The sequence below is a fragment of the Holdemania filiformis genome (assembly GCF_003459085.1).
Lineage (GTDB): Bacteria > Bacillota_I > Bacilli_A > Erysipelotrichales > Erysipelotrichaceae > Holdemania > Holdemania filiformis.
The window spans coordinates 133,561-158,806 of the sequence record NZ_QRUP01000005.1 but is presented as its reverse complement, the minus strand read 5'-3'; the positions used below and the strand labels follow the sequence as shown (position 1 = coordinate 158,806).

The window sequence follows — 25,246 nt, the reverse complement described above, 5'->3', positions numbered from 1 at the left end:
CAAGGAATGCGCTTCCATTCAAAAATCCCGGTTGCGCCGGGGTTTTATTTCCGGTATACTGGTAACGATCTTTTTAAAGCGAGGTTCTTTTCCCCTATGAAAATTTTAAAACAAATCACGATTGTGTTTCTGTTGTGCTGGCTGGGCGAGGTGATCAGCGCCCTGCTGCCGTTTGCTTTTCCCGGCAGTATCGTGGCGATGCTGCTGTTATTAGGCTGTCTGTCGACGTCGCTGCTGCGGATCGAGGATGTTTCCGGATTCGCCGGGTTTCTCCTGGCCAACATGGCGTTCTTTTTCATTCCGGCGGGCGTATCGATTCTGGACAGCTTCGGGGCGATCCAAAATGATCTGCTTCCGATCCTGGCGGTAATCGTGCTCAGCACCCTGATCACCGCGGCGGTAACTGGCGGCAGCATCCTTTTGATCACGAAATTACAGAAGCGGGGGTCGGCGCGATGAACGAGCTGCTCAACGGTCCGTTTTTCTTCACGGGTCTGTGCCTGATCGTTTATCTTCTGGCCTGCCGGCTGCAGCGGATCACGCGGAAGACATGGCTGAATCCGTTGTTGGTTTCAATTCTGGTTCTGATTGGAATTTTGTCGGTTCTGCGGATTCCCTATGCCCATTTTAAGGAAGGCAGCAGCGTCATCGCCATGATGCTGACGCCGGCGACGTGTGTCCTGGCGATTCCCATGTACAATCAGCGGAAAATCCTGAAGCAGAACCTGGCGGCGATTCTGATCGGAACGTTTCTGGGAGCGCTCAGCTCGATCCTTTCCGTCACGCTCCTATGCCGGATCTTTGGCTTAAACGAGCTGATCACCCGCTCGCTGCTGCCGAAGTCGGTAACGACGCCGATCGCGGTCAGCGTGTGCGAGGTCAGCGGCGGTCTGCCCGCGATCACCGTGGCGGCGGTGATCCTGACCGGAATTCTCGGTTCGATCGTAATTCCTCTGTTATTCGCTAAACTGAAGATTAAAAACAGCGTGGCGCTGGGCATTACCCTGGGCACAGCGTCGCATGCGATGGGCACGTCCAAGGCGATTGAGATCGGCGAACAGGAAGGCGGCCTGTCCGGACTGGCGATCGGGATCACCGGCATCTTTACGGTCATCCTGTCGCTGCTGCTGTGAACATTCAAACCAAAATAAAGGCATATCGTTCAGCGAGGAACTGACGATATGCTTTTTTTGACTTTACTGGAAAATCGGGGCATGGCGGGCGCACAGTTTGGTTTCAAGGGCATGGGCAGCGGTGATCAACGTTTCTTCGCTCCAGGCCGTAGAAAGAAACAAGACGGAACACGGCGTCCCCTGATCCGGACTTTGCGCGCAGACCGCGGCGCAGGGATATCCGGCAATCGGCGCATAACCGGTGATTTTAACCGTCATCAGACAATCCAGCTGATATTCCTTCAACAGCCGGTCGATTCCTTCTGTGCGTGTTTGACGGGTCAACGCTAAGCGCTGCCGGAGATAGTCGGCTTCCCGCAGCGTGCCGGAGGTGCGGTTGCTGCTTTCCAGAAGATCCTGTCCGTAACGCAGGCAGGTCTGCGCATGCCGGCGGTTATACGCGAGGATGTCGTCCAGCGTGCGCATCGCGGTGCAGCCGCGGACAGACCCCAGCCAGGCGTTGATTCCATTTTTGAATTCATGTTCCAGCACCGGCAGATTGTTCAGCCGGCCCTGCGGGAGGGAAACCGGCACCAGTGCTGCGCCCTGCTGTATCAAAATCTGCCGTGCCTGCTCCAGAATCGTGTTTTCAAGCTCATCCTGCGGCGCATCGTCAAATGTCAGAACGCCGATCCGGAAGCCTGCGACCCCGCGGTTCAGCGCACCGGCGAAATCGAAGTGATCCGGGCACGCCAGCGTCGCCGGGTCCAGTTCATCCTTGCCCCATAACGCATCCAGGACGACGGCGCAGTCCGCGATCGTCTTGCCCATCGGTCCAGCCGTATCCTGCATCGAGGAGATCGGAATGATGCCGCTGCGGGAAATCAGCCCCACCGTCGGCTTGATCGTCGCCACGGCGTTGTTGCGGGCTGGGGAAACAAGCGAACCGTTGGTTTCCGTACCAATGGAAAACGGCACAAGCTGGGCGGCGACGGCCACGGCGGAGCCGGAGCTGCTTCCGGACGGATCCAGCTGCGGATCATAGGGATTGACGACCTGACCGCTGCGCGAGCTGAACCCCGACGGCATCTTCCGCTTCCGGGCTACCCAATAAGCGAATTCAGAAAGACAGGCTTTGCCGAGAATGACAGCCCCTGCCTGCTTCAGCCGGCGCACGACTTCAGCGTCCTGGGGTGCGTAAAAATCAGCCAGTGCCACCGAACCGGCAGTGGTGTGCATCTTGCCGGCCGTGCTGATATTATCTTTCACGACGACCGGCAGCCCATGCAGCGGTCCGCGCGGTCCCGTTTCCTGCAGCTCGCGGTCAAGCGCGTCCGCAATCCAAAGCGCATCCGGATTCACCTCGGCAATCGCGTTCAAGCCCGGTCCGGACTGGTCGATCTCCGCGATACGCCGCAGTGCTTCCTCGGTTAAACTCCGGCTGGTCCAGCGGCCGGTCCGCAGGCCTTCCGCCAGTTCTGAAATTGAAGCTTCAAACATGAAGATTCCCCCTTTTTGTTAGTGTAGCATAATTGAAAACGTTAAACCAGCTCATCCCGCTTCCGAAACGGAACTTTCAATCTTCATATCGAGATATAGTAAAACCGCGGCGTTTCGCCGCGGTGGAAGTGTACGATCTTGTTTTTTCTTTTCTATCTCCCGAGCCTTATTCTCCCTGAATCCGGTTGCGGATACGAAGGAAACGTTCAACGATCTGCCGGCTGGCAGCACTGTCTTCCAGCGTCAGCCGGAGCTTCCAGGCAGAATGCGGATCCAGCTCGCCGGCTTTGAGCTCAAACGGCGTTTTTTCAAGACAATGACTGTAACAGGCGGCGTCGCCGAAAACGGGATAGAGCTCGCCTTTTTTATTTTTCAGCGCGTAAGCCTGCTGATGACAAAGCTGACAGTTCCGCTTTGTCCCGTCTTTTAACAATCGGTTAACCGGACAAGCCTTGGACACCATCAGATCGCGATAGCCGTAGACGTACTGCACGGTCGGCGCGAAAAATCCGTATTGTTCTTTAAACGCTTCACGAATCGCACTCTGCTGCATTGGATTAATTTCCAGTGAAAACTCCACACCTGCTACCGAAGTCTGGCTGAGCAGCAGCGCCAGCGCTTCGCTGTTGGTCACATTGAAGCCGCTCGTACAGATCAGCCGCGTCGTTGTCCGGGTCAGCGTTCCGATTTCCTCGGCCTGCAGCCATTCCGTTTCGTATCGGACAGGATGCTCCTGGACCCGCAGCGTTGAGGGCATGATCTGCGGATACGCTTGAATCAGGGCCGGCACACTGCTGATCAGCTGCACTGGAAGCTCAGCCAACGCTTCCGCCTGTTCGCGGGTTTCAATCTGCACGATCAATCCCGGCAGCGGCTGTTTTTCATGGATCGTTAAAGGTTGAATCCCCTGACGCTGAAGCTGAACCCGCTCAGGATAGCGGACAGCTCGCCGCTGCGCAAGTTGATCAAGCGCCTGGCGGCGGGCTTCGTTAATTTGCTGAACTGGCAGAAACAACGCCCCTTCCAGCTGATTGTCGACGCTTTCCAGCTGAAACGGCGTATCGTTCAGCTTGCCCAGCTGCTGGGTTAACCGCCCCGTGTCCAACGGTGCTTTCTGCGCGGGCTGCAGAACTTGTTCCGTCCAAACCTGCGATTGAAATCCCATTTCGTCGCGGACATCCACCAGCATCGGTTCGCCAGCCCGGCCGCGGATCGTAAACCGCACGGCCGTCCGGCGCGCCGGCTGGGCAGACTGCGCCTGGATTTCCTTCATCAGCTCGCTGTCGGTCGTCTGAAGCAAAGCGGCCTCCGGCCGGACTTTCTCCCGCACCGGCAGCTCAATGATCTCGCCCGGCTGTCCCTGGGCGCATAACAAATCATGCTTATAGATGTAATTGGCGATGAAGCCGATATCTTCGCCGTTTTCGCGTAAAATCCGCAGTCCGTCACCCTGATGCAGTGGCGCGGTTAATTTTACCTGGACACGGCCGTTGCGTTGGCTCAGTACGGTGCCGATGCGGATTCCGACGTGATTGGGGCGCAGCGGATTCATCAGCGCCGGTCCGCTTTGATGAAACAGATAGCCCGTGGTGAAGCCGCGGTTGAACAGCTTCTTTAACCGGATCTGTTCCCCTTCCTCAGAAGTTGGCCGCATTCCGGCCAGAACCGCGTCGATCTTCTCACGGTAAGCCCGCACGACCGCGCCGACATATTCCGGACGCTTCATCCGGCCCTCAATTTTAAAGCTCGTCGCTCCGCTGCGGATCAATTCCTCAACCTGGTCGAGGGTATTGAGATCCATCGGACTTAATAAGTATTCCCCCGGAGCTTCGATGACCCGGCCGCTGTCCCTTTCAACCAGCTGGTACGGCAGCCGGCAGGGCTGCGCGCACTGGCCTCGGTTGCCGCTGCGGCCGCCGTTGATGCTGGACATCAGGCATTCGCCGCTGTAACAGACGCACAAGGCGCCATAGACGAAAATCTCCAGATCCAACCCTTCCTCAGCGCACTCCCTGACCAGTTCGACCGGGGTTTCCCGCGCCAGCACAGCGCGCTTCATCCCCAGCTGCCTGACCCAGCGCACGCCCTCCCGGTTATGGATGTGCATCTGCGTTGAAGCATGCAGCTCAAAATCCGGATAAGCCCGGCGGATCCAGGAAACCAAGCCGAGATCCTGTACGATCAGAGCGTCGACGTCGTTGTGATACAGAAAATCAATCAGCGCCTTGGCGTCGTCCAGCTCGTTTTCGAAAATCAGCGTGTTGACGGTGACATAGACCTTCACTTCGTGTTGATGACAATAGCGCACAGCCTGACGCAGCTGCTGCTCGTCGAAATTGCCGGCATAGGCCCGCGCGCCGAAGCGTGTCGATCCCAGATAGACCGCGTCCGCCCCGTTGTTGACGGCGGCGATCAGCGCGTCCATACTGCCCGCCGGTGCTAAAAGTTCCGGGCGTTTCATCCCAGAACTCCTTTAATGATCAGCGAAATCCCTAATATAGCTAACGGAATGCCCAGCCACAGTCCGATCAGCGTCGCGCACAGCATCAAACCCAGCGCGCAGACGACTAACCCCAAAATGATGGTGATCAGCTTGCCGCATAAGGACAACACCAGTCCTGTCAGCCAGAATACCAGTTTAAACGGCCATAATAAAATTCCCATGCGCATGTCCTCCTTTGGAACTTCAATTTTTCTCTAAAGCTCGAACAGAAACCGGTAGGCCTCGAGCAGCTGCTCGAACGACACCGCGGCATTGGCCGGCGAGGTGGAAGGCAGCACGGTCGCCTCGATACCGGTTTTCGGCTGAGCGTATTTCTGATAGCAGCGGCCGGCGGTCTTGCCGGTCGTCACAATGGTTTTGATTTCCGTTTCCGCAAGCAGCCGGTTGAAATCGTTGGCGGTGACGTCGCGGATACTGGCGTCGCTGCTGCCGGTAATCGTGCAGCTGGCGATCACATCCCACAGCGCGAAGTGCCGGCGGTGCAGAAAGGCCACGCGCTGCGCGGTGGTGTCCAGCGGACTTCCGTCCAGCGCCGCCATGACCGGCCAGAACCGGTTGCGCGGATGAGCGTAATAGAACGCCTGCTGACGCGAGGCGACCGAAGGCAGCGATCCGAGAATCAGCACCCGGCTGTGCGCGTCGTAGATCGGCGCGAACGGATGCACAACGGTCTGCGCCGCATTATTCATAGATCGAATCGGATCGGCGAAGCCAGCACGTCGTTTTCCATGACGGCTTCCTCAACGATCAGATGACCGTCCAGACAGGAAGGATGTTCCTCAGGTACAATCTGCACCTCTTTGGCCAAGCCGCCAAGCGAGGTTTCCTTGAGTTCAATCGGCAGATGCTTGCCGGTATAGTTCATCGTTTTGACAACGACGTCGAAGCTGACGCGGTTCTTTTTAATCCGGCTCAGCGTGCGCGCGAGCGACATCGCGTCCAAGGCGCGCAAAACCGCGACGGCGTTGCGTTCGATGCACGGTATGATGACATAGCCGCCGACCGGATCGCATGTTAATCCAAGGTGGTGCTCCATGCCGATTTCCGCAGCGTATTCGATCTGACCGCAGTTCATGCCATTGAGATAAGCGGCTGCGGCCGCAGCCATCGCGCAGGCTGCGCCGATCTCCGCCTGACAGCCGCCGACCGCACCGGAAATCGTGGCGTTGGTTTTGATCAGATCCCCGAACAAGCCAGCCACCGCCAGCGCTTTGACCAGCTTGCCGCGGGTGATCTGCTGATCGTTATAATAATAATACATCAAGGCCGCCATGACGCCGCAGGAGCCCAATGTCGGCGCAGTGACGACGGTGCCGGCCGAAGCGTTCTGTTCGCTGGCCGCATAGGCATAGGCCGCCAGCTTCATCTTCGTCCGTTCCGCTTCATCCTCGATCGTTCCCGCCTGTAAAAGCATTGCCTTCGCCGCACGTTCCATCTTCAACCGTCCCGGCAAGACGCCGCTGGCCTGCAGACCTTCCTTTACGGAAGCGAGCATCGCGGTCAGAATCTTATCCAGATACGGCTCCAGTCCGGCTTCCGCCCGCAGCGCGTATTCCGCAAACCCGATCTTTTCTTTGTCGCAGATTTCACGGATCGCCTGCATCGAATTTTCCGGATAGACGTTTTCGCCCGTTTCCAGATGTTTTTCTAAAATCTTAATCGAACCGCCGCCGACGGAGAACACCGTCCATTTTGCCAGCAGCTGATGATCCCGGTTGTAGCCGCGGATATAAAAACCGTTGGGAAAGCTTTCCTTCCAGTCCTTTAAAAAGAAGATTGTCGTCTTCGCCGGCTCAAAGGTCTTGCGGATGATATAATCCGTCAGATGACCTTTGCCGGTTAACGACAGCGAGCCGTACAGCTCAACTTCGACGTGGTGCAGCTGCTCGCCGTATTCCGCCTTATACAGCTGGCAGGCCCGCTGCGGCCCCAGCGTATGTGAACTGCTGGGACCCGGACCGATTTTATAAAGTTCCTTTAATGAATCCATCGTAACACTCCCTTTATTCTTTCAGCGTATAAAAACACGCGGATTCTGACTGTTTTTCTGGTGATTTCACAGATTTTCCTTTTTAGTGCGCGGCTTTGATTAAGAACATTTCAAAGCCCAGCCTGCGATCCAGCGTGCCGCTTTTAAACCGCTGATCAAGCTCGGCTAAATCGTTCAGGATTTCCAATAACCGTTCGGAATTCAGCCGGGCTACGGCTTCATGCGCTTTCTTGACGCGGAAAGGATGAACCTTCAGCTGCTGGGCGATCATCGATTCGCTCATCCGCCGATCACTGAGCATGCGCACCTGCGCCATCAGGCGAAACTGCGAAGCCAGCAGGGCGACGAGGTAAATCGGATCCTTGTTCAGGGAGTCCAGATCGTGCCAAAGATGCATCGCCTGTTTTAAATCATGCGTGATGACGGCGTTGACCAGATGAAACACATCCTCGTCCAACGGCCGGCTGACCAGATGCACGACGTCGTCGCGGCTGATCTTCGTTCCAAACAGCGTCAGCTTGATCAGCTCCTGATGGAAGCTTTCCAAATCAAGCGGCAGCCGCTGCATCAGCTCATCCATCGCTTCGCGCGACAGGATCAGCTGGTGCGCTGATAGCTGCTGATTGACATACGAACGAAACTCGCGTTCATCAAGCCGCTTCATCGTGAACACCCGGCACGTCTTTACAGCCAGCTTGACCAACTTCTTGCGCTGATCCAGACTTTCAAACTCACCGCAGAAAATTAAATCGGTGCTCGGGCAGCTGTGATTGAGGTAGTCCTCCAGCGCTTTGCCGTCCTTCTCGTTTAACGATCCGCTCGTCGTTAAAAAGACCGGATTGCGCACGACGACGGTTTTCTTTTCCGCAAAGAACGGAATTGTCCAGGCGTCTTCCAGAACCGCACGAAGCTGAAAATCGGCGTTGCCTGCTTCGTAGACCACCGTGTTCATGCCCGTGTTTTCCGGATCGTTCGCTTTCAGCAGCTCGTCCAGTTTTTTCTTCAGCCGATACGTTTCCGACCCGTACAATAAATAGTTCATCGAATCACCTACCCTATTATAGCAAATCCCCGGCGCGCGGTAAAAAGGAAATTACAAATCGGCGTTACGATAATCCGGATATCGCCTTCCTGCTTCGTATCGAACATCCCGATCCGGCAGTCTTCCAGGCGCTGCATGACCTCGGGATGGGGATGTTGATAGCGGTTATTGCGGCCGCTGGAATTCAGCGCCAGAATCGGTCTCAGCGTTTGCAGCCAGCGCGCGCAGCTGGACGTGCGGCTGCCGTGATGCCCGAGCTTGACGATATCCGCGCGCAGGCCGGGAATCTGATCCAGAATTTTTTGTTCAATTTCGGCAGGCGCATCCCCGCCCAGAATCATCGTCAGATCCTGCATCCGCAAAAGCAGCACCAGCGATCCCTCGTTCCCCTGCCACGTTTCACTGTCAGGATTCAGATTGAAAATCGTTAAGCCGTGCAGGGTCAGCGGTTCGGTCATCGTCTCGATCACCTGCGCAGGTTGATAGGCTTCGATTAAAGCCGCCTTGTTGCCGCTGTGATCATCGTCCTCATGCGTTAAGATCAGCGCGTCCAGCCGCCGCACGCCCTCGCCTTGAAGCATTGCTTCAACCTGAGCCAGCGCCGCCGGCTTGCCGGTATCGATCAAAAGATTCCCCTGATTGTACGGCAGGCGGATCAGAATGCTGTCGCCCTGACCAACGTCGATCAGCGTCAGACTGGCCCACGGATGCCACCAGCCCAACAGCGTCCAGATCCCGATCAGCCCGCCGAAAAGAATCATCCGCACGCGCTTGGGGAACGCCCCGGCAACCCCGGCCAGAATCACAATCAGCCATGACAGCTGGCCCGGCAGCTCCCCGCCCCAGCTTAAGACCTGATCCAACAGACCGGCGAGGCTCACGCTGAAGGACAGAAACGGCGTAAAGACAAGCCCGGCCAGAGAGCCAAGCGTACACAGCGCCAGTCCCCAGCGCAACACGCGCATCCCGATCACCATCATGGGATTCACGGTATGAAACAGGAAGCTCTGCATTGTCCAGCTCAGCGTAAAACGGGCGGTCCGCGGCGACGACCGAGCGGGAAACATAGCGAGCAGCGCAAACGCGAACGGAAGCAGAAAGGCCGCTGTCGCGACCCTTCGCGGCGCTAACAGCGCCAATAACAGCCATTTGGTTTTAAACGTTTCAATTTTGTCGTGATGCGGATTCATCCGGAAGCCTTCGCTGAGCACCAGACGAACCAGAGGATAGGGAAAATGCAGTATCGCGGCAATGCCCAGCACGGCCCCAAAGCGGATCCTCCGCACGCTCCGGTCCGTCCAGAACCAGCCGCAGATCATTCCGAAGCCCTGGATCAGCACGCTGACTTGAAATCCGCAGCGAAGTAAGATCGCCAGTCCGCCTTCTTCCTCATTCACGCCCAGAATCAGCTTGCCTGCCAGCGCACGGGCAGCCGGATCGCGGATCGCTTCAATGCGGCGATAAAGAAAAGCCCGCGGCGTTTTCCCGGCGCTTACGATCTTGACGGTTTTGGCAAACACGCGGCCGTTAAGCTTTTCCCGCAGCGACCAGGCTTTCGCGTCGAAACCATAGAACGAATAATTTTCCTCAAATAGGCTGCTTTCCCCTTCGACCTCGACCTGATCGTCTAACCCGGGGCGGTTTTCACTGATTACCTGAAAGCGGCCCTGCGGATTTTCGAGGATAAAGCTGTTGGCGGAAACCGCGCTCACCGTGCCGCTGATCTGCGGTGGAGCGAGCGCCGGCGGCGGTTTCAGCTGCCAGAACAGAATGACAAGAACCGAGGACAGCCAGAAAAACAGAAACTTCCGCTGTTTCGAACGGGCGGAGACCAGCACGAAGACCAGGCTGAAAAGCAGGCCGGTTTTCTGCATAGGGAATGGCAGACACAGACTGATCACGACGCAAACCAGCCAGCGCAGCGCATCAGTGTTGTTTATAAACATATAAACTCCTTCAGCGCTTCCCATTTCTTCTGTTTGATGCCCGGCACCTGCATCAGATCTTCCAACGTCTGAAACAAACCATGCTCCGCGCGGTAAGCCACGATTTTTTCCGCTGTCGCCTGCCCCACTCCCGGCAGCTGCATCAGCTGCTCGATGGATGCGGTGTTGATTGAAATCCGCGGCGTTTCCTGGAAATGGGGGATCTGGATCACGTCGTGATCCTTGACGATCATCGTCATTGAAAATGGCGAGAGGTCCGCATCGTCCAGCAGCGTCACCTGATCCAGCAATTCGCCCAGCTCCGTATAGGGCGGACATGTCAGGGTGACCGGCTCCCGCACAGCCCCCTCGATCGTCACGGTAATCGGCTGTCCGCGCAGGGTCTCCAAATCGACGACACGCTGCGGAATCAGCGGCAGAAGTAGAAAAACAAAACAAAAAATAAGCAGGAACTCTTTTCTCATAAGATCACCTGCTTATTCTATTGCGCAAATTGTTAAAAATCCTGTTTTTTTTACCGAATCTCTAAGATCTTTACCTGATACGGCTCGTCGACCAGAACTTCAACGATCTGACCAACTTTGTGTTCCAGAATCGCTTCCGCCAGCGGCGTGACGTTGGACAGCTTGCCGTTGAGCGGATCCGCTTCTACGGAACCCACGATTGTGAACTCGTCGATCTGATGCGTGTCGAGTTCTTCGATCTTAACGGTCGAGCCGATTTTCGCAACCCGCACCGAGCCCTGCTTATCGTCGATGATTTCGATATTGTTAAGCATGACTTCCAGCTCGCGGATCCGGGCTTCAACCTGAGCCTGACGATCCCGCGCGGCATCGTAGTCGGCGTTTTCAGACAAGTCGCCCTGCGCCCGGGCGGCCTTTAAATCTTCAATGACTTCCTGACGAACGACATGGATCAGGTTTTCCTGTTCCTTTTTTAATTCTTCAAGACCTTCTTGAGTTACATAAATTTTATCATCTGCCATTGGTTTTCTCACTCCTTAGCTCGGCTATTATAGCATATTTGGACTGATGATGCTACTGATTTTTGTCTTCAGCAGATCGATCGCAACGATGTTGCTTCCGCCCTCGGGGATGATCACGTCGGCATACCGTTTGGACGGTTCGATAAACTGCTCGTGCATCACCCGCACGGTTTCCGTGTACTGATGTACGACCGACTGCAGTGTTCTTCCGCGTTCCTCAACATCCCGCAAAAGCCGCCGGATAAAACGGATATCGGCGTCGGTATCGACATACACCTTGATGTTTAAGCGCTTGCGCAGCTCCGGCTCCTCCAGCACAAACAGCCCCTCGAGCACGACGACATCGCACGGCTCGATCACTTCCGTAACAGTGCTGCGGGTATGCTGGACAAAGTCGTAAACCGGCTTCTCAATCGCTTGCCCGGCTAACAGGGCGTCGATCTGTTCGATCATCAGCGCGTGATCGAAGGCAAACGGATGATCATAATTCGTTTTTACCCGCTCCGCCATCGTTTTCTGCGACTGGTCTTTGTAATAATCGTCCTCGCGGATGATCACGACCGACCGCGTCTGTTCAAATTCTTCCTTCAGACACTGGGCGATCGTCGTTTTGCCCGACGCGCTGCCGCCGGCGATGCCGATCAATAACGGCTTCATCTTCCCTCACCTCTTCCTGACTGACGTTTATTTTAAATACTTGCGGACATTGGCCTGATGTTCGGCATAGGTCTTGGCGTAATACACCGTGCCGTCGCCCTTCACATCCGCCATGAAATACAGGTAATCGCTGACCTGCGGCTGCAGGACCGCCTGAATCGCATCGCGTCCCGGATTGAGAATCGGGCCGGGCGGCAGACCTTCGACGCGGTAGGTGTTATACGGGGAATCAAAGTCCGGATTGACCTCGCACGCCATCCAGTCGTCATCTTTTTCCTTATCAATCGCATAGCACACGGTGACGCTGGACTGCAGCTTCATACCGGCGGCCAGACGGTTGTAGAACACGCCCGCGACCAGCTGCATATCGCTCGGCTTGGCCGCTTCATACTGCACAATCGAAGCCAGCGTAAACAGCTGGTGCACGCTCAGCTGCGACTGTGCGAACTGATCCGCAAACTCATTGTAAACCTTCAGCGTCTGATCCAGTATCTTGCGGGTAATCTGATCGGCGTCGGCGTCGACAAAGAAATTGTAGGTTTCCGGAAACAGATAGCCTTCTAATAAAATCCGGCTGTCCGCATTGAAGATTTCCTCAGTTAAAAACGGATAATCACTCATCAGCGAACGAACATAGCTTTCATCGTTCCACAGCGCCAACATTTCATCCTTGCTGCAGCGCGTCGTCTCGCCGATTTTTTCAGCGATATGCTTCGCCCAGTCGCCCTCGATGAACGTTAAGCGCGTGTCGTTAACGACGGCCCCGTGAGAATCGTTGAGCACTTCAAAAATCTCCCGGACTTCCCAGCTCGGATCCAAGATGTACGTGCCGGCTTTGATATTCGTCAGCTTCGCCAGCTTGACGCTGATCTTCGCCGCCCAGCCGCTGCGGATCACGCCCTGATCCTCCAGGTTCTTAATAACCCGGTTGAGCGATTCGCCCTGACTGACGGTAAAGGTGATCTGTTCGCTTTCCGAAGCGGCCGGCTTCAGCTGACCGTTGTAAAAGAAAATCCCGCCCAGCACCAGGCCGGCGCATATGACCAGCACGATCAGTACGGCGGCCAGTCCGTTATTCTTTTTACGCCGTTTATTCTTCGACTTCGGCATCGTCTAATTCCTCGACAAAAGCCCCGAAGACTTCCTCGATCATGCTCCATTCCTCGGGATCCTCAACCGGTTCCATTTCGCCCTCGTCGGTGTAGCTGCAGGCGAAAACCTCGCCTTCCTCATCCTTCGGATCGGTGAACAGCACGTAGCTTTTGTTGCGGCTGTCGTCGTCGAAGGTGAACAGGATTTCCATTTCTGTTTCCGTGCCGTCTTCTTCCGTAATTAAAATTTTATTTGATTCCAACATCGCTTTTTCCTCCTTTTTGCGATTCAAATGAAAGAGTGCATTGCTGCACTCTTAGCGCTTCTGATCTAAATAACTCTGCAGGATTTGCACTGCCGCCATCTGATCGATCACCGCTTTGCGCTTTTTGCGGGAAACGTCCGCAGAGATTAAGATTCGCTCGGCCGCCGCCGTCGTCAGCCGTTCATCCTGTAAGATAACCGGCAGGCCGCAGGCCGCTTCCAGCTTTGCCTTGAAATCCAGCGAGATCTGACCGCGGATCCCGACATCGCCGTTCATATGCTTCGGCAGACCCAGTACAAACTTCACTGCACCCAGCTCCTTCGCCAGCTGCACCGCCCGGGCGCAGGCCGCGTCGTAATCGTCATCCGCAAACCGGAACGTTTCCACGGTCCGGGCAATCATGCCCAGGGGATCGGAAACCGCGATACCCAGCGTGCGGCTGCCCAGGTCCAGCCCCATGATCCGTTCCATTACTTTTCTTCCAGGTAGGAACGCACCAGTTCCTCGATGATTTCGTAACGCTCGACCGACTGAATGATGCTGCGGGCGTTGTGATGCGAGGAAATGTAGGCCGGATCATTGGAAATCAGATACCCTGCCAGCTGGTTCACTGCATTGTAGCCTCGTTCTTCGAGCGCTTCTTTTGTCAGCCGGAGCACCTGCTTGATGTTATCTCTGCGGATCTCCTCTGATTTAAAAGACATCGTTTCGGTAATTTGTTTTGACATGGATATCCCTCCTTGAATTCATTTTAGCGTAAACTGCGGAAATTGGAAAGGGATTTTCAAAGTTTTGAGCGAATCAGCGCAAAGACTTCGTCCACTTTGGAACCATCCTTGCCGCCCGACTGCGCCATGTCCGGCCGGCCGCCGCCGTTGCCCTGGCTCATCTGGGCCGCCATTTTCACGAAATCTCCGGCTTTTATGCCCTTTGCGATCGCTTCCTTACTGCAGGCGCAGACATAGGTGACCTTGCCTTCCGACGGATTGGCCAAGAAGATGAAAGATTTTTCACACTTATTGCGCAGCGTTTCCGCCAGGTTCTTCATCGCCTGTCCGTCAAGTCCGGAAACCTTTTCCAGAATGATATTCAGACCGTTGACTGCTTCCGCATGATTGACCATGTCGTCCGCTTTTAAGACCATCATTTTCTGGTTCAGCTGCCCGATTTCTTTTTTCAGCGCCGCATTTTCTTCCAGTACGCCCGCGACCTTTTCGCTGACGCCGTTGAGGCTGTTCATCTTCAGCTGCGCGGCGATTGTTTTTAACACGTCCTGCTCGCTGACGAACTCCTGGTAGGCCGCATAGCCGGTCTTGGCGGTGATCCGGCGGATGCCGGAGCCGATGCTTTCTTCGCTGACAATTTTGAATACGCCGATATCCTGCGTGTTGTGGACATGCGTGCCGGCGCACAGTTCCTTGGAAACCTCGCCCATCGATACGACGCGAACCTCATCGCCGTATTTTTCATCAAACAGCGCGATCGCGCCGGAATGCTTGGCTTCTTCAATCGCCATGACTTCGGTATGGACCGGGAATTTCGCCATGACAAATTCGTTGACCAGCGCTTCGACTTCCTTCAACTGCTGATCGCTGACCTTTTCAAAATGCGTGAAGTCGAACCGCGCGTAATCCTGGCAGACATAAGAGCCGGCCTGGGCGATGTGATCGCCGACGATCTTCTTCAGCGCGCTCTGCATCAGATGGACGCAGGAGTGGTTGGCCATCGTGCGGATCCGGCGCTGGACGTCGACCTGCAGCTGCAGCTTCATGCCTTCCTTCAGCACGCCGTCGACGACTTTCACATGATGCATAAACTGCTTGTGCGGCGCCTTCTTGACGTCGAGCACCTCGCAATCCGCTTCATCGCAGCGCATCGTGCCGCCGTCGGCCACCTGTCCGCCGCTTTCAGCATAGAAGCAGGAACGGTCAAGGATGACCTCGCCTTCGTCTTCCAGCATCGCGACACGCACGCCGTTTTTAAACAATCCGGTAATCGTTCCGGTATCGCTCATCGTTTCATAGCCCGTGAATTCAAACGGCGCTGTGAAGTCCATCAGATCTGCCGACTGGCTGGCCATCGACTGCGCGTCTTCACGCGCGGCCCGGGCACGTTCACGCTGCTTCGCCATCTGCGCCTCAAAGCCTTCCTCGTCAATCGTATAACCACGCTCGCCGGCGATTTCTTTTGTCAGCTCCAGCGGGAAGCCGTAGGTATCGTACAGCTTGAAGACGACCTCGCCGCTCAAGGTTTTCGCCGCTTCAGCTTTGGCCAGCTCCTCATTGAGCAGCTTTTCACCGTTGGCCAGCGTCGAGTGGAACGCTTCTTCCTCATTCTTAACCAGCTTGGCGACAAATTCCGTCTTTTCTAACAGATACGGATAGAAATCCTTCATGTTGTCAGCGACGACGTCGACCAGCTTGTACATAAACGCGCCGTTAATGCCTAATTTAATACCGTAGCGGACCGCCCGGCGCAGAACCCGGCGCAGCACGTAGCCGCGGCCCTCGTTGGAGAACATTGCGCCGTCGCTCAGCGCGAAGGTGACGGTGCGGATATGGTCGGCAATGACGCGGTACGCCATTTTATATTCACCTTCATACGGATGCTTGGCGAGCTTTTCCGCCGCGCGGATGATCGGCAGGAACAGATCGGTATCAAAGTTCGTTTCCCCTTCCTGGATGATCGAAACTAACCGTTCCAGTCCCATGCCGGTATCAATGTTCTTATGCGGCAGCTCTTTATACAGCTTGCGGTCCGTGCCCGGCCGGCAGTCAAACTGGCTGAACACGACGTTCCAGACTTCGATGTAGCGATCGTTCTCCATTTCTTCGAAGAACAGCTTTTCACCTAACCCCTCCGGGTCATACTTTTCCCCGCGGTCATAGAAAATCTCGCTGTCCGGTCCGCCCGGCCCTTCGCCGATCTCCCAGAAGTTATCCGCGGTTTTTAAGATATGGCTCGGATCGACACCGCACACCTCGGTCCAGATGCGGTAAGCTTCCTCATCGTCCGGATAGACGGTGACATACAGCTTGTTTTTGTCAAAGCCGATCCACTCCGGCGAGGTTAAAAATTCCCAGGCGAACGGAATCGCGTCCGCTTTGAAGTAATCGCCGATCGAGAAGTTGCCGAGCATCTCAAAGAACGTATGATGCCGGGCGGTCTTGCCGACGTTTTCGATATCGTTGGTGCGGATCGACTTCTGCGCATTGGCGATCCGGTTGCAGGCCGGTTTCTCGCTGCCGTCGAAATATTTTTTCAGCGCCGCGACGCCCGCGTTGATCCACAACAGCGTCGGATCGTTATGCGGGATCAGCGAAGCTCCCGGTTCAATCATGTGACCTTTGGATTGGAAGTAGTCCAGAAACATCTGGCGTACCTGGTTGCCTGTTAATTCTTTCATGTTTGTTTCTTCCTTTCTTTGTCTGATGCGTCTGCCAAAATAAAAAGCGCCCTGAAACTCCAGGAACGCTTTACTCACGCGGTACCATCCTGATTCATTTCTTTTCTTCAAAAGAAATGCCCTCATTTCTCTTTAACGCAGAGCACACGTTGCTTTGGGCAAACTCGGAAGCGGCTTCGATCAGATCCCATGAAAACTTGCACCGCCGTTTTCTCTCTGCAATGGAACAGCCTGATCTACTTTTCTTCGTCATCGTTTTCAAAACTATCGAAATTATACCACACTGTTTCCCACGTGCCAACTGTTTCCGTGCATTTTGCGAAAAGATAGCTGCGGTAGGCCAGCTGCACAATGGCGGCCAGGATCGGCGCCAGGATGATCCCGATCATGCCGAAGAAACAGCCCCCGGCCAAAAGCGCGATCAGCGTATAAACCGGCCGCAGGTTCATGACCTTTTTGAAGATCAGCGGCTGCACCCAGTTGGCTTCGATCTGCTGGATCAGCCATAACAAAACACCCAGCAGCCACGGGATCTGACCGGTCGCGAAATATTGCGAAAGCAGAATCACGATCTGACCAACCGTTGCGCCCAGATAGGGAATCAGATTGAGCAGCGCAAGCATGATCGCATAGAATACGGCGTTGGGTACGCTGAAGATCAACAACAGCACCGACACGGTGATCATTAAAAACAACAAATCCAGCGCCAACCCGCGCAGATAGTGGTAGACGACGCGCGAGCTGGTCTTGTAGAAAAGCAGCCAGTGCTGATAGGACGGAAGCCGTTTTTTGAGAATGCGCCCGAAAACTTCCATGTCCAGCGCAATGAAATACGCGCCTAAAAAGCTGACGCCGAAAAACGACAGTCGGTCGACGGCGCTGCGGGTCGCGCTCATCGCCGCTTCATAGCCGGCCGTGAACACGCCGTGCCAATCCAGCTGCCCGGCCCAGTGAAAGAACTCGGTCGCCGCCAGCTGTTCTCTTATCCGGCCCGCTTCGCCCAACAGCTGCGACCCCTGCTCCATCACTAACGGCACCATCATGCCGATGCCCAGAACCAACAGCCCGAGGAAACCGAAGTACACCAGCGAACAGCTGATCCCCCGGGGAAACGGCAGTTTCTCGACAAACGGCTCAAACAGAAACACGATCAGACAGGAGAACAACAGCGGCGACAGCGCGTGGAAGACAGCCATCAGCACAACGTCCCAGCCTAACATCCTGAGCACGATCATTACGATCAGCACGCAGCCCAGCAGCTGCAGCCAGCGTTTCCAGTCCGTTCGTTCAAACAGGTCTTTCATAAAAGAGAAACCCCGTAACGACGGGGTTAGTGTTCGAGATCCATCTGGTGCATTTTGCGGATCAGCTTCTTTTTGCATTTGCAGGCTTTGTAATAAGCGTCGTCAAGTTCATCCTCGTTCGCAAACGCGACCACCATGCCGGCAGCCATGCCGGCCATGAAACCGAATAACCATTTTTTCATACATTCCACTCCTTTTGGTGTTAGTATGTCCGCAATCAAATAAACTTATGCTTAAAATTCCGGATTCAGCATCGCCGTGATCCGCTGGGTAAGCGTTGTCGAGCGCAAATGGTGTTCCTGGCTGGCAATCCCGCGGATCAACGCGTCCTTCTCGCCTAAGAGAACCAGCGATTTTTTGGCGCGGGTGACGCCGGTGTAGATCAGCCGCCGCTGAAGCATGATCCCGTAATCGCGCACGACCGGCATGATGACGATCGGATATTCGCTGCCCTGGGATTTATGCACGGAAATGCAGTAGGCGTGCGAAATGTTGAGCAGGTTATCCGAGGTGTATTCAACGGGAATTCCTTCGAAGTCGACGATCAGCCGGTTTTTGCCGGCTTCGTCCTCATTGGCGTAAACGATTTCCACAAGCATGCCGATATCGCCATTGTAGACGTCGTCATCCGGCTGGTTTTTCAATTGTAAAATTTTATCGCCCTCGCGGAAGGTCCGGTAGCCCGCCTTCCATTCGCGCTTGCCCTTTTCCGGCGGATTCAGGCATTGCTGCAAAGCGGCGTTCAGCCGGTCGATTCCGGCCGGTCCGTTGTATTTGCTGGCCAGCACCTGAATGTCCTGGATATCGTAGCCCTTGTTAAGCGCCGACTGAACGACGTTGATGACCTGGTCCTTGATCTCGTAAAGTCCGACCGGGAAAAACGCCACGTCGCCATGACAATCCAGCTCCTCCGTCTGGCCCTGACGGATCTGATGCGCCAGCGTGATCACGTCGCTGCCCTCGCTCTGGCGGAAGATCCGTTCCAGCCGGACTAACGGAAACAGCTCAGAGGTGATTAAATCCTTCAAGACACAGCCGCAGCGGACCGAAGGCAGCTGATCCTCGTCGCCGATGATGCACAGCTTCTTAACATGCACCGAGGCCTTGCACAGCGCCGCGAACAGCCAGCTGTCGACCATGGAAAATTCGTCGATGATCAACAGATCGACGATCAGCGGATCCTGTTCCGTCTTGGTAAACGTATTCGATTCCAGATCCCAGCCCAGCAAACTGTGGATCGTAAACGTATCGGTTTCCGTCAGCTCTGCCAGCCGTTTCGCCGCCCGTCCAGTCGGGGCGCAGCAGGCAATCCGCTGGTACGGATACAGTTTTTTAAACAACGCGGTCAACGCCCGCACAACGGTTGTCTTGCCCGTTCCCGGACCGCCGGTCAGGATCATCGCGTCATGTTTAAAAAACGTATGGATCGCGTCCAGCTGCGCCTGATCGTAGGTGATCGCCAGCTTTTCCTGCAGCGCGTCCAGCTCAAACTGCAGCGTTTCGGGATCGACCGGTTCCAGTTCTTCAAACGGAAATAACGTCAGAAACTGTGCGATCTGGACCTCCGCGTCATATTGATCGACATGATAGATCCGCCCTTCTTCTTCCACTAACCGTCTTTGTAAAAGCAGCGATTCCAGCAGTTCGTCAAAATCATAGGTCAGACCGGCGCACTGGCGTTTCATCTGATGCGCCAGCCCCTCGCGGTTGACAAACGTATCGCCGCTCTGCATGTTCATCTGATCGACCAGCGCCACCATCGCCGCTTCCAGCCGGCGCGGATCCTCCAGCTCAAAGCCCAGCGACATCGCGACTTTATCCGCCGTCGCAAACCCGATGCCGTCCACCTCGTCGACCATCCGGTACGGATTTTCCTGGATTTTCTCAACCGCTTCTTTACCGTAGATCCGCTCCAGCTTCATGACATTGCGCATCCCCAGACCATGGGCGACAAAGAACTGGATCAGATTTTCCAGATCGTCGTCGCTTTCTTTTAACCCTTCCAGAATCGCTGTCCGGCGCTTGCTCGTCATTTTCGGCACGCTGTCCAGCACAGTTGGGTCGTTTTTAATCCGATGAATCGCGTCTTTGCCAAGGGCCGCCACAATCGTTTCGGCATATTTTTTGCCGATGCCCTCAAATAACGGACCGGACAGAAAACGAATCAGGGAGTCCTCGTCATCCGGCATAACGCGGTGGAAGGTCTCGACCTGAAACTGCATCCCGTAGCGGGGATGATCGACATAGCTGCCGCTTAACTCCATCAGCGCATCCTCGCTGAACACCGGCAGATATCCGGTGATCGTCACCTGCCGCTGCTGCAGATCATCAACGATAAAACGAGCGACAGTGTAGCCGTTGTCGTCGTTGCGGAAGACAATCTGCTTCAGTTTGCCGCGGATGACGTCGCGTTCCTCACTCATTTCCCTCATTCCTTTCTCACAGCAGGATCAGCATCACGCTGATCAGATTGTTCAGCCCGTGCATCAGCAGCGGACTGACGATCGTCTGATTTTCTTCCTCGGCCGCGCACAACAGATAGCCCATCGTGCCGTAAACGAGGATAAAGATTCCGTCGCTGAAATTGCCGCTCAGCAGCGACGTGAACACATGCAGAAGACCGAACAGAAACCCGCTGACCAGCGCGGCGGTGCGAAAGCTGCCCCGCTGGCGCAGCGGCGTAAAGACGGCCCCGCGGAAGACGGTTTCCTCGACGACCGGCGCAAACAGACAGGTGACCAGAATGATCTGCAGCGGCGACTGGGTCAGCTGCTGGACGACGGTATCCTGATTCTGGCTGCTTGACAGCCCAGTGATCAGAATGATCGCCAGATTCATCCCATACATCACCAGCCACATCTGAACATAGCGCGTCAGCGTCGATTTGACAATCGCCCGCCGGTTTTGCCGAAAGCGCTCAAGGTGTTCCTTTAACAGCGGCCAGGCTGCGCCGACCGTCACCGTGAAAACCAGGATATAGACCAGATTTTCCAGCATCCGGTCAAGATTGGCGATCCCTAAGGGCGCAAACAGCCGGAAAAGCACCCCAATCAACAGGGGATAAAGAAACAGGTAGCCCGCGAAATAATTGAACAGGATGACCTGCACCCGGCGCTTTGACAGCATGACTCGGTTCATGGCTCAAAGCTGCGGATCCGGTCCGTCAGCGATTGTCCGCGATGCCAGACTTCCTCGATCACACCCCCGCCCAGGCACTGCTCGCCCAGATAGAAGACCGCCTGCTGCCCCGGGGTCACCGAAGCGACCTGCTGGGGATAGGTCAGTCTGACAGTCGTTTCATCGAGGAATTCCAGCGTCACCGGATTATCCTTTTGACGATAGCGGAACTTCGCGCAGCAGGACAGCGCGCCCTGCGGTTTTGTCCTGGCCAGCCAGTTGACGCCGCTGACCAGACAGGTATCGCTTAAGAGCCAGTCGTTGCTTTCGCCGCTGGCCACCAGCAGCTCGTTATGGACGACGTCCTTGCCGACGACAAACCACGGTCCGCCCTCACCGCCGATCCCCAGGCCTTTGCGCTGACCGATCGTGTAATACAGCACGCCCTCATGGCCGCCTAAGACCCGGCGGCTGATCACGTCGACGATCTTGCCGGATTTGGCCGGCAGGTAGTTCTTCAGAAATTCCCGGAAGTTGCGCTCGCCGATAAAACAGATTCCGGTCGAATCCTTTTTCTCCGCGATCGACAGCCGCAGTTCCTTCGCGATCCGCCGCACTTCCGGCTTTTCAATCTCGCCTAACGGAAACAATGTATGCCGCAGCGCATCGGATGCAACCTGGCAAAGGAAATAGCTCTGATCCTTATTCAGGTCGTGCGCCTTGTATAAACCGCTGAAGTCTGCTTCGTGCCGCACACGCGCATAATGGCCGGTTGCCAGCGTATCGAAGCCGCGGCTGCGGGCGAAATCGAGAAAGCTTGAAAACTTGATGTACTTGTTGCACAAAATATCGGGATTCGGCGTCCGGCCCTTCTTGTATTCCTGCAGGAAATTAGAGAAAACGTTATCCCAATACTCCTTGACGAAATCCACGCGCAGCAGCTCTAATCCCAGACTGTCGGCGACGCTTTTAGCGTCCATCCAGTCCTTTTCCTGAGGGCATACGTCATCGTCCGCATTCGGATTGCCTAAGAAATCATTGTTGGCCATCGAATCCCAGTTGCGCATAAACGCACAGGTTACGTCCAGCCCCTGTTGTTTTAAAAGATACGCCGCGACGGCGGAATCAACGCCGCCGGACAAACCGACTAAGATTTTCATCATTCATCCTCCCTTTGCTTCTTTTGGATTTGAGGAAAAAAACAAGCATCCGCAGATGCTTGTCAGGCTTCTTCCCGGATCTTGCCGCAGCCGGCGTAATTCGGACAGCTGGCGTTGCAGGACAGCCGGGCCAGAGAGCGCAGCTGCTGCGGGACGAACGCGTCGATCTCCTCCTCGTCGTAGCCGACCTGGAAGTTCCGTTCATTCAGGATGATCGGCCGTTTCAGCACGGATGGATTTTCCTGGATGAAATGCACCAGCTCGCTGATCGTCATGTCGTCCAAATCGACCGCGTTCTGCTGGATGATTTTTGAGCGCTTGGAGATGATATCCTCCGAGCCGTTTTCACTGCGCATCAACAAATGCCGGATCTCCGTTTCGTTGAGCAGCGTCGTAAAAATGTTCTTTTCTATATACGGCAGATTCCGCTCTTTCAGCCATTGTTTGACCTTTCGGCAGGAAGCACAGCCGGGTGAAGTATACACTACGATCATAAATTGCACCGCCATTTCTATTGCGCACAGCCGGGCTGAAATCAAGCTCAACGCCGTTGTGAGTTCTTTTGAGCTTTTATCATACAATGAAACAGCCGGAAATTCAATCCGGCCCTGCCGATTCTCGGATGAATTTCGTGATTTTTTCAAGTGGTCCGGTCCGATCCGGCTTGCATGTTCGAGCGGTTTGTGCTTAAATTAAGAAAAGCAACGAAGAAAAAGCAGTAGCGGGATTTTGTGACATCCAGAGAGATGAGGAACGGTGCGACTCATCCGCAGAAATCTTTCGTGAATTGGGTTTTTGGAGCCTTGGAGAGCGTCAGTTTTCCAACGGAACAGGCCGTTATCCTGCATGAGCGGTTTTTCAGGCGTCTGGAAAACAAGCTGGGTGGTACCACGCAGAAGCGTCCCGGTGATCGGGGCGTTTTTTATTTTAGGAGGAGAAATGATGGAAAACACTGAAAAAAGAAAAGTTATGCTCAGCGGAATCAAGCCGAGCGGACAGCTGACGCTGGGCAACTATATCGGCGCCCTGCGCAATTTCGTCAAGTATCAGGATGAATATGAAATGCTTGTGTTCATCGCCAACCTGCACTGCATCACGGTTTATCAGGATCCCAAAGAGCTGAAAAAGAATCTGAAGGACGCGGTGGCGCTGTATCTGGCGTGCGGTCTGGATCCGCAGCGGGCAACGATTTTCTTACAGTCGGACGTCAAGGAGCATGCGCAGCTGGGCTTTATTATGAACTGCAACAGCTACCAGGGCGAGCTGAACCGGATGACGCAGTATAAGGATAAGGTCGCAAAAGGCGAAACAAACCTGACGGTCGGCTTGTACACCTATCCATGCTTAATGGCAGCCGATATTCTGATCTATGACGCGGATTATGTTCCCGTCGGCGAAGATCAGAAGCAGCATGTTGAGCTGACCCGCGACATCGCCAACCGCTTCAACAACCGCTATGGCGAAACATTCCGGATTCCGGAGCCAGTTGTTCCAAAGGTGGGGGCGCGGATCATGTCACTCAGCGATCCGTCAAAGAAAATGTCCAAATCCGACAAAGGCGACAAGGGCTGCATCTATCTGCTGGAAGATCTCAAATCGGCCCGCAAGAAAATCATGTCGGCCGTGACGGACAACGAGGCGTGCGTGCGCTTTGACCCTGAAAACCAGCCGGGCATCGCCAACCTGCTGACGATTATGTCTTCGCTCTCGGGTGAAGCGATCGAAACGATTGTCGAACGCTTCGCGGGCAAAGGCTATGGGGAATTTAAAAGCGCCGTGGCGGACGTCGTCTGCGCCGAGCTGGAAAGAATTCAGGCCCGCTACAACGAGATCATCAATTCGACCTTGATCGAGGAAACGCTGGCCGAGGGCGCCGTCAAAGCGCAGCGGCTGGCCAGCCGCAAGCTGGAAAAGGTCCAGCGCAAAATCGGTCTTGAGTTCCGCAAACGATAAACGGACAGCCTCAGCTGTCCGCAGCCTGGGATGATGGGAGTCCCAGGTTTTTTTTATCCGCGTGCTTCCACCCCACGCTTTGCCAGTAGCGCTGCAGCCGGCTTTCCCGGCGGGTTTTCGGCTGGATGACATTGTCCGCCAGATCCAGCTTTCGCTGCAGTTCAGGATCGTTGACCTGATAGTCCATGTGCTTCGCCCCTTCCGTTAAGCTCAGCATACCCGCTTAAAAGCGCAAAGCTTGTTTAACTTCGTCGAAAAGCGGAAAAAAAGACGTTCTGATGAAAGAACGTCCCAGGCTGGGTTAGTCCAGCGGTTTCTGATAATAGTTGCCAATGATTTTATCGGTTTTGGACACGTTGATGAACACCTTCGGATCGACCAGGCGGATCGCTTCGATCAAGCCGTGAACCTGATACGCGTTGACCGTCATGAACAACAGACACCGCGGCGTATGCGAGAAGCCCCCTTCGCCCCACAGCTTGGTGATGCCGTGACGGCAGTAATGGAACACCGCGTCGCAGACTTCTTCCGGCTTCTCCGTGATGATAAACAAGGAATTCAGCTTGTAGCGCAGATGCATCGTCTGCACGACCTGGGTGCTGCAGAACTGATAAATAATTGAATACAGCGCCTGTTCCCATCCAAACAGGATACCCGCCAGCACCAACATCGCGGCGTTGAAATACATGACGTAGGACCAGGTCGGCGCGTTGTATTTCGTCGAGGCGTAGATTGCGATGAAATCGGTGCCGCCGCTGCTGGCATCCGCGCGCAGCGCGATTGAGATTGCCAGGCCGCCCAAGATGCCGCCGAATACCGCGATCAAAAGCATGTCGCTGGTGATCGGAAAGGTCGGAAGCAACTCTGTAAACAAGCTGGTCAGCGAATATTGCAGCACGGAAAAGATCGTGAAGCGGTGGCCGACATATTTGTAAACTAACAACGTCGGCGGAATGTTCAGCAGGAAGTAGAAGACGCTGAACGGAATCGTAATCCCGCCGAATTTCGACAGCGACATGCTGAACATGCGGGACAGGCCGGCGAAGCCGCCCGGGAACAGATTGCCGGTCTCGACGAAAGCTTTCATCGCCAGTGCGTAGACAAAGGCGGAAATAATGACTGCAATCAGTGTTTTACAGTCTTTTTTGGCTTGGTTTGACATAAAATCTCCTCTTTTTTTCCATTCCTCATTTTATCATCTTTATTTTGTCTTT

At 55.0% G+C, this 25,246-nt stretch carries 26 protein-coding genes and 2 other annotated features; of the genes, 3 read left to right on the top strand and 23 right to left on the bottom strand.

Translation table 11 applies throughout. From position 1 onward, the window contains the following. The first annotated feature begins 96 nt into the window (after positions 1 to 96). Both DWY25_RS06095 and DWY25_RS06090 read left to right on the top strand, forming a co-directional pair. Positions 97 to 459: a CidA/LrgA family protein gene (locus tag DWY25_RS06095; RefSeq protein WP_117894498.1), complete on the top strand. Its 363-nt coding sequence runs from the start codon at positions 97 to 99 to the stop codon at positions 457 to 459. Next, positions 456 to 1,133 (top strand): LrgB family protein, encoded by a 678-nt coding sequence (locus DWY25_RS06090; RefSeq protein ID WP_117894490.1) that lies wholly within the window; start codon positions 456 to 458, stop codon positions 1,131 to 1,133. The genes DWY25_RS06095 and DWY25_RS06090 overlap by 4 nt, the downstream gene beginning before the upstream one ends. Positions 1,134 to 1,196: 63 nt before the next feature. Here DWY25_RS06090 and DWY25_RS06085 read toward each other — a convergent pair whose 3' ends face one another. The 21 genes from DWY25_RS06085 to DWY25_RS05990 form a co-directional block, all read right to left on the bottom strand. Further along, positions 1,197 to 2,612 (bottom strand): amidase family protein, encoded by a 1,416-nt coding sequence (locus DWY25_RS06085; RefSeq protein WP_117894489.1) that lies wholly within the window; start codon positions 2,610 to 2,612, stop codon positions 1,197 to 1,199. Positions 2,613 to 2,778: 166 nt separating this feature from the next. Continuing rightward, positions 2,779 to 5,073 carry a peptidase U32 family protein gene (locus tag DWY25_RS06080; RefSeq protein WP_117894488.1) on the bottom strand — a complete coding sequence of 765 codons (2,295 nt, stop codon included), beginning with the start codon at positions 5,071 to 5,073 and terminating at the stop codon, positions 2,779 to 2,781. Continuing rightward, positions 5,070 to 5,276 carry a hypothetical protein gene (locus DWY25_RS06075; RefSeq protein WP_039865122.1) on the bottom strand — a complete coding sequence of 69 codons (207 nt, stop codon included), beginning with the start codon at positions 5,274 to 5,276 and terminating at the stop codon, positions 5,070 to 5,072. Before DWY25_RS06075 ends, DWY25_RS06080 begins: the two co-directional genes overlap by 4 nt. A gap of 33 nt (positions 5,277 to 5,309) precedes the next feature. Next, positions 5,310 to 5,804, bottom strand: coding sequence for a DNA-deoxyinosine glycosylase (locus DWY25_RS06070; RefSeq protein ID WP_117894487.1), 495 nt, complete (start codon positions 5,802 to 5,804; stop codon positions 5,310 to 5,312). Then, positions 5,801 to 7,105 carry an L-serine ammonia-lyase, iron-sulfur-dependent, subunit alpha gene (locus tag DWY25_RS06065; RefSeq protein ID WP_117894486.1) on the bottom strand — a complete coding sequence of 435 codons (1,305 nt, stop codon included), beginning with the start codon at positions 7,103 to 7,105 and terminating at the stop codon, positions 5,801 to 5,803. The genes DWY25_RS06070 and DWY25_RS06065 overlap by 4 nt, the downstream gene beginning before the upstream one ends. Positions 7,106 to 7,187: 82 nt before the next feature. Next, the gene (gene holA, locus DWY25_RS06060; RefSeq protein ID WP_117894485.1) at positions 7,188 to 8,147 is read right to left on the bottom strand and encodes a DNA polymerase III subunit delta; all 960 of its coding nucleotides are present in this window, start codon (positions 8,145 to 8,147) and stop codon (positions 7,188 to 7,190) included. Between the two features lie 8 nt (positions 8,148 to 8,155). Next, positions 8,156 to 10,093 (bottom strand): ComEC/Rec2 family competence protein, encoded by a 1,938-nt coding sequence (locus DWY25_RS06055; RefSeq protein WP_181981720.1) that lies wholly within the window; start codon positions 10,091 to 10,093, stop codon positions 8,156 to 8,158. Further along, positions 10,084 to 10,557, bottom strand: coding sequence for a ComEA family DNA-binding protein (locus DWY25_RS06050; protein ID WP_117894483.1), 474 nt, complete (start codon positions 10,555 to 10,557; stop codon positions 10,084 to 10,086). The genes DWY25_RS06055 and DWY25_RS06050 overlap by 10 nt, the downstream gene beginning before the upstream one ends. Before the next feature lie 50 nt (positions 10,558 to 10,607). Further along, positions 10,608 to 11,078, bottom strand: a complete 471-nt coding sequence (greA, locus tag DWY25_RS06045) for a transcription elongation factor GreA (RefSeq protein WP_117894482.1) — start codon at positions 11,076 to 11,078, stop codon at positions 10,608 to 10,610. Between the two features lie 27 nt (positions 11,079 to 11,105). Continuing rightward, entirely contained in the window at positions 11,106 to 11,735 is a 630-nt protein-coding gene (gene udk / locus DWY25_RS06040) for a uridine kinase (protein ID WP_117894481.1), read from the bottom strand. Between the two features lie 27 nt (positions 11,736 to 11,762). Further along, complete coding sequence (gene mltG / locus DWY25_RS06035; RefSeq protein ID WP_117894480.1) at positions 11,763 to 12,845, bottom strand: endolytic transglycosylase MltG; 1,083 nt, start codon at positions 12,843 to 12,845, stop codon at positions 11,763 to 11,765. Next, complete coding sequence (locus tag DWY25_RS06030; RefSeq protein ID WP_117894479.1) at positions 12,826 to 13,092, bottom strand: DUF1292 domain-containing protein; 267 nt, start codon at positions 13,090 to 13,092, stop codon at positions 12,826 to 12,828. The genes mltG and DWY25_RS06030 overlap by 20 nt, the downstream gene beginning before the upstream one ends. A 51-nt stretch (positions 13,093 to 13,143) precedes the next feature. Continuing rightward, a complete protein-coding gene (ruvX, locus tag DWY25_RS06025) occupies positions 13,144 to 13,563 on the bottom strand; it encodes a Holliday junction resolvase RuvX (RefSeq protein WP_006060684.1) in 420 nt (139 codons plus the stop codon). Then, a complete protein-coding gene (locus DWY25_RS06020; RefSeq protein ID WP_006060683.1) occupies positions 13,563 to 13,820 on the bottom strand; it encodes an IreB family regulatory phosphoprotein in 258 nt (85 codons plus the stop codon). Before DWY25_RS06020 ends, ruvX begins: the two co-directional genes overlap by 1 nt. Before the next feature lie 56 nt (positions 13,821 to 13,876). Beyond that, positions 13,877 to 16,498, bottom strand: a complete 2,622-nt coding sequence (gene alaS, locus DWY25_RS06015) for an alanine--tRNA ligase (RefSeq protein WP_147611934.1) — start codon at positions 16,496 to 16,498, stop codon at positions 13,877 to 13,879. Positions 16,499 to 16,556: 58 nt separating this feature from the next. Next, positions 16,557 to 16,760: a binding site (T-box leader), on the bottom strand. Then, the gene (locus tag DWY25_RS06010) at positions 16,735 to 17,802 is read right to left on the bottom strand and encodes an AI-2E family transporter (RefSeq protein ID WP_181981719.1); all 1,068 of its coding nucleotides are present in this window, start codon (positions 17,800 to 17,802) and stop codon (positions 16,735 to 16,737) included. Its footprint overlaps the feature before it by 26 nt. Positions 17,803 to 17,828: 26 nt before the next feature. After that, positions 17,829 to 17,984 carry a hypothetical protein gene (locus DWY25_RS17710; RefSeq protein ID WP_006060679.1) on the bottom strand — a complete coding sequence of 52 codons (156 nt, stop codon included), beginning with the start codon at positions 17,982 to 17,984 and terminating at the stop codon, positions 17,829 to 17,831. Positions 17,985 to 18,035: 51 nt separating this feature from the next. Continuing rightward, complete coding sequence (gene recD2 / locus DWY25_RS06005) at positions 18,036 to 20,225, bottom strand: SF1B family DNA helicase RecD2 (RefSeq protein WP_181981718.1); 2,190 nt, start codon at positions 20,223 to 20,225, stop codon at positions 18,036 to 18,038. 16 nt (positions 20,226 to 20,241) lie between these two features. Next, complete coding sequence (locus DWY25_RS06000; RefSeq protein ID WP_117894475.1) at positions 20,242 to 20,940, bottom strand: CPBP family intramembrane glutamic endopeptidase; 699 nt, start codon at positions 20,938 to 20,940, stop codon at positions 20,242 to 20,244. Continuing rightward, a complete protein-coding gene (mnmA, locus tag DWY25_RS05995) occupies positions 20,937 to 22,082 on the bottom strand; it encodes a tRNA 2-thiouridine(34) synthase MnmA (protein ID WP_117894474.1) in 1,146 nt (381 codons plus the stop codon). The genes DWY25_RS06000 and mnmA overlap by 4 nt, the downstream gene beginning before the upstream one ends. A 59-nt stretch (positions 22,083 to 22,141) precedes the next feature. Then, positions 22,142 to 22,573 carry a Spx/MgsR family RNA polymerase-binding regulatory protein gene (locus tag DWY25_RS05990; RefSeq protein WP_117894473.1) on the bottom strand — a complete coding sequence of 144 codons (432 nt, stop codon included), beginning with the start codon at positions 22,571 to 22,573 and terminating at the stop codon, positions 22,142 to 22,144. Between the two features lie 201 nt (positions 22,574 to 22,774). Continuing rightward, positions 22,775 to 22,988: a binding site (T-box leader), on the top strand. Between the two features lie 33 nt (positions 22,989 to 23,021). Here DWY25_RS05990 and trpS point away from each other — a divergent pair. Further along, positions 23,022 to 24,032: a tryptophan--tRNA ligase gene (trpS, locus tag DWY25_RS05985; RefSeq protein ID WP_072684571.1), complete on the top strand. Its 1,011-nt coding sequence runs from the start codon at positions 23,022 to 23,024 to the stop codon at positions 24,030 to 24,032. A gap of 10 nt (positions 24,033 to 24,042) precedes the next feature. Here the strand turns inward: trpS and DWY25_RS17615 are convergent, their stop codons facing one another. Both DWY25_RS17615 and DWY25_RS05980 read right to left on the bottom strand, forming a co-directional pair. Further along, on the bottom strand, positions 24,043 to 24,249 hold the full coding sequence (locus DWY25_RS17615) for a hypothetical protein (RefSeq protein ID WP_147336667.1): 207 nt from the start codon (positions 24,247 to 24,249) through the stop codon (positions 24,043 to 24,045). Between the two features lie 84 nt (positions 24,250 to 24,333). Then, the gene (locus DWY25_RS05980) at positions 24,334 to 25,194 is read right to left on the bottom strand and encodes a YitT family protein (RefSeq protein WP_072684474.1); all 861 of its coding nucleotides are present in this window, start codon (positions 25,192 to 25,194) and stop codon (positions 24,334 to 24,336) included. Positions 25,195 to 25,246: the final 52 nt, after the last annotated feature.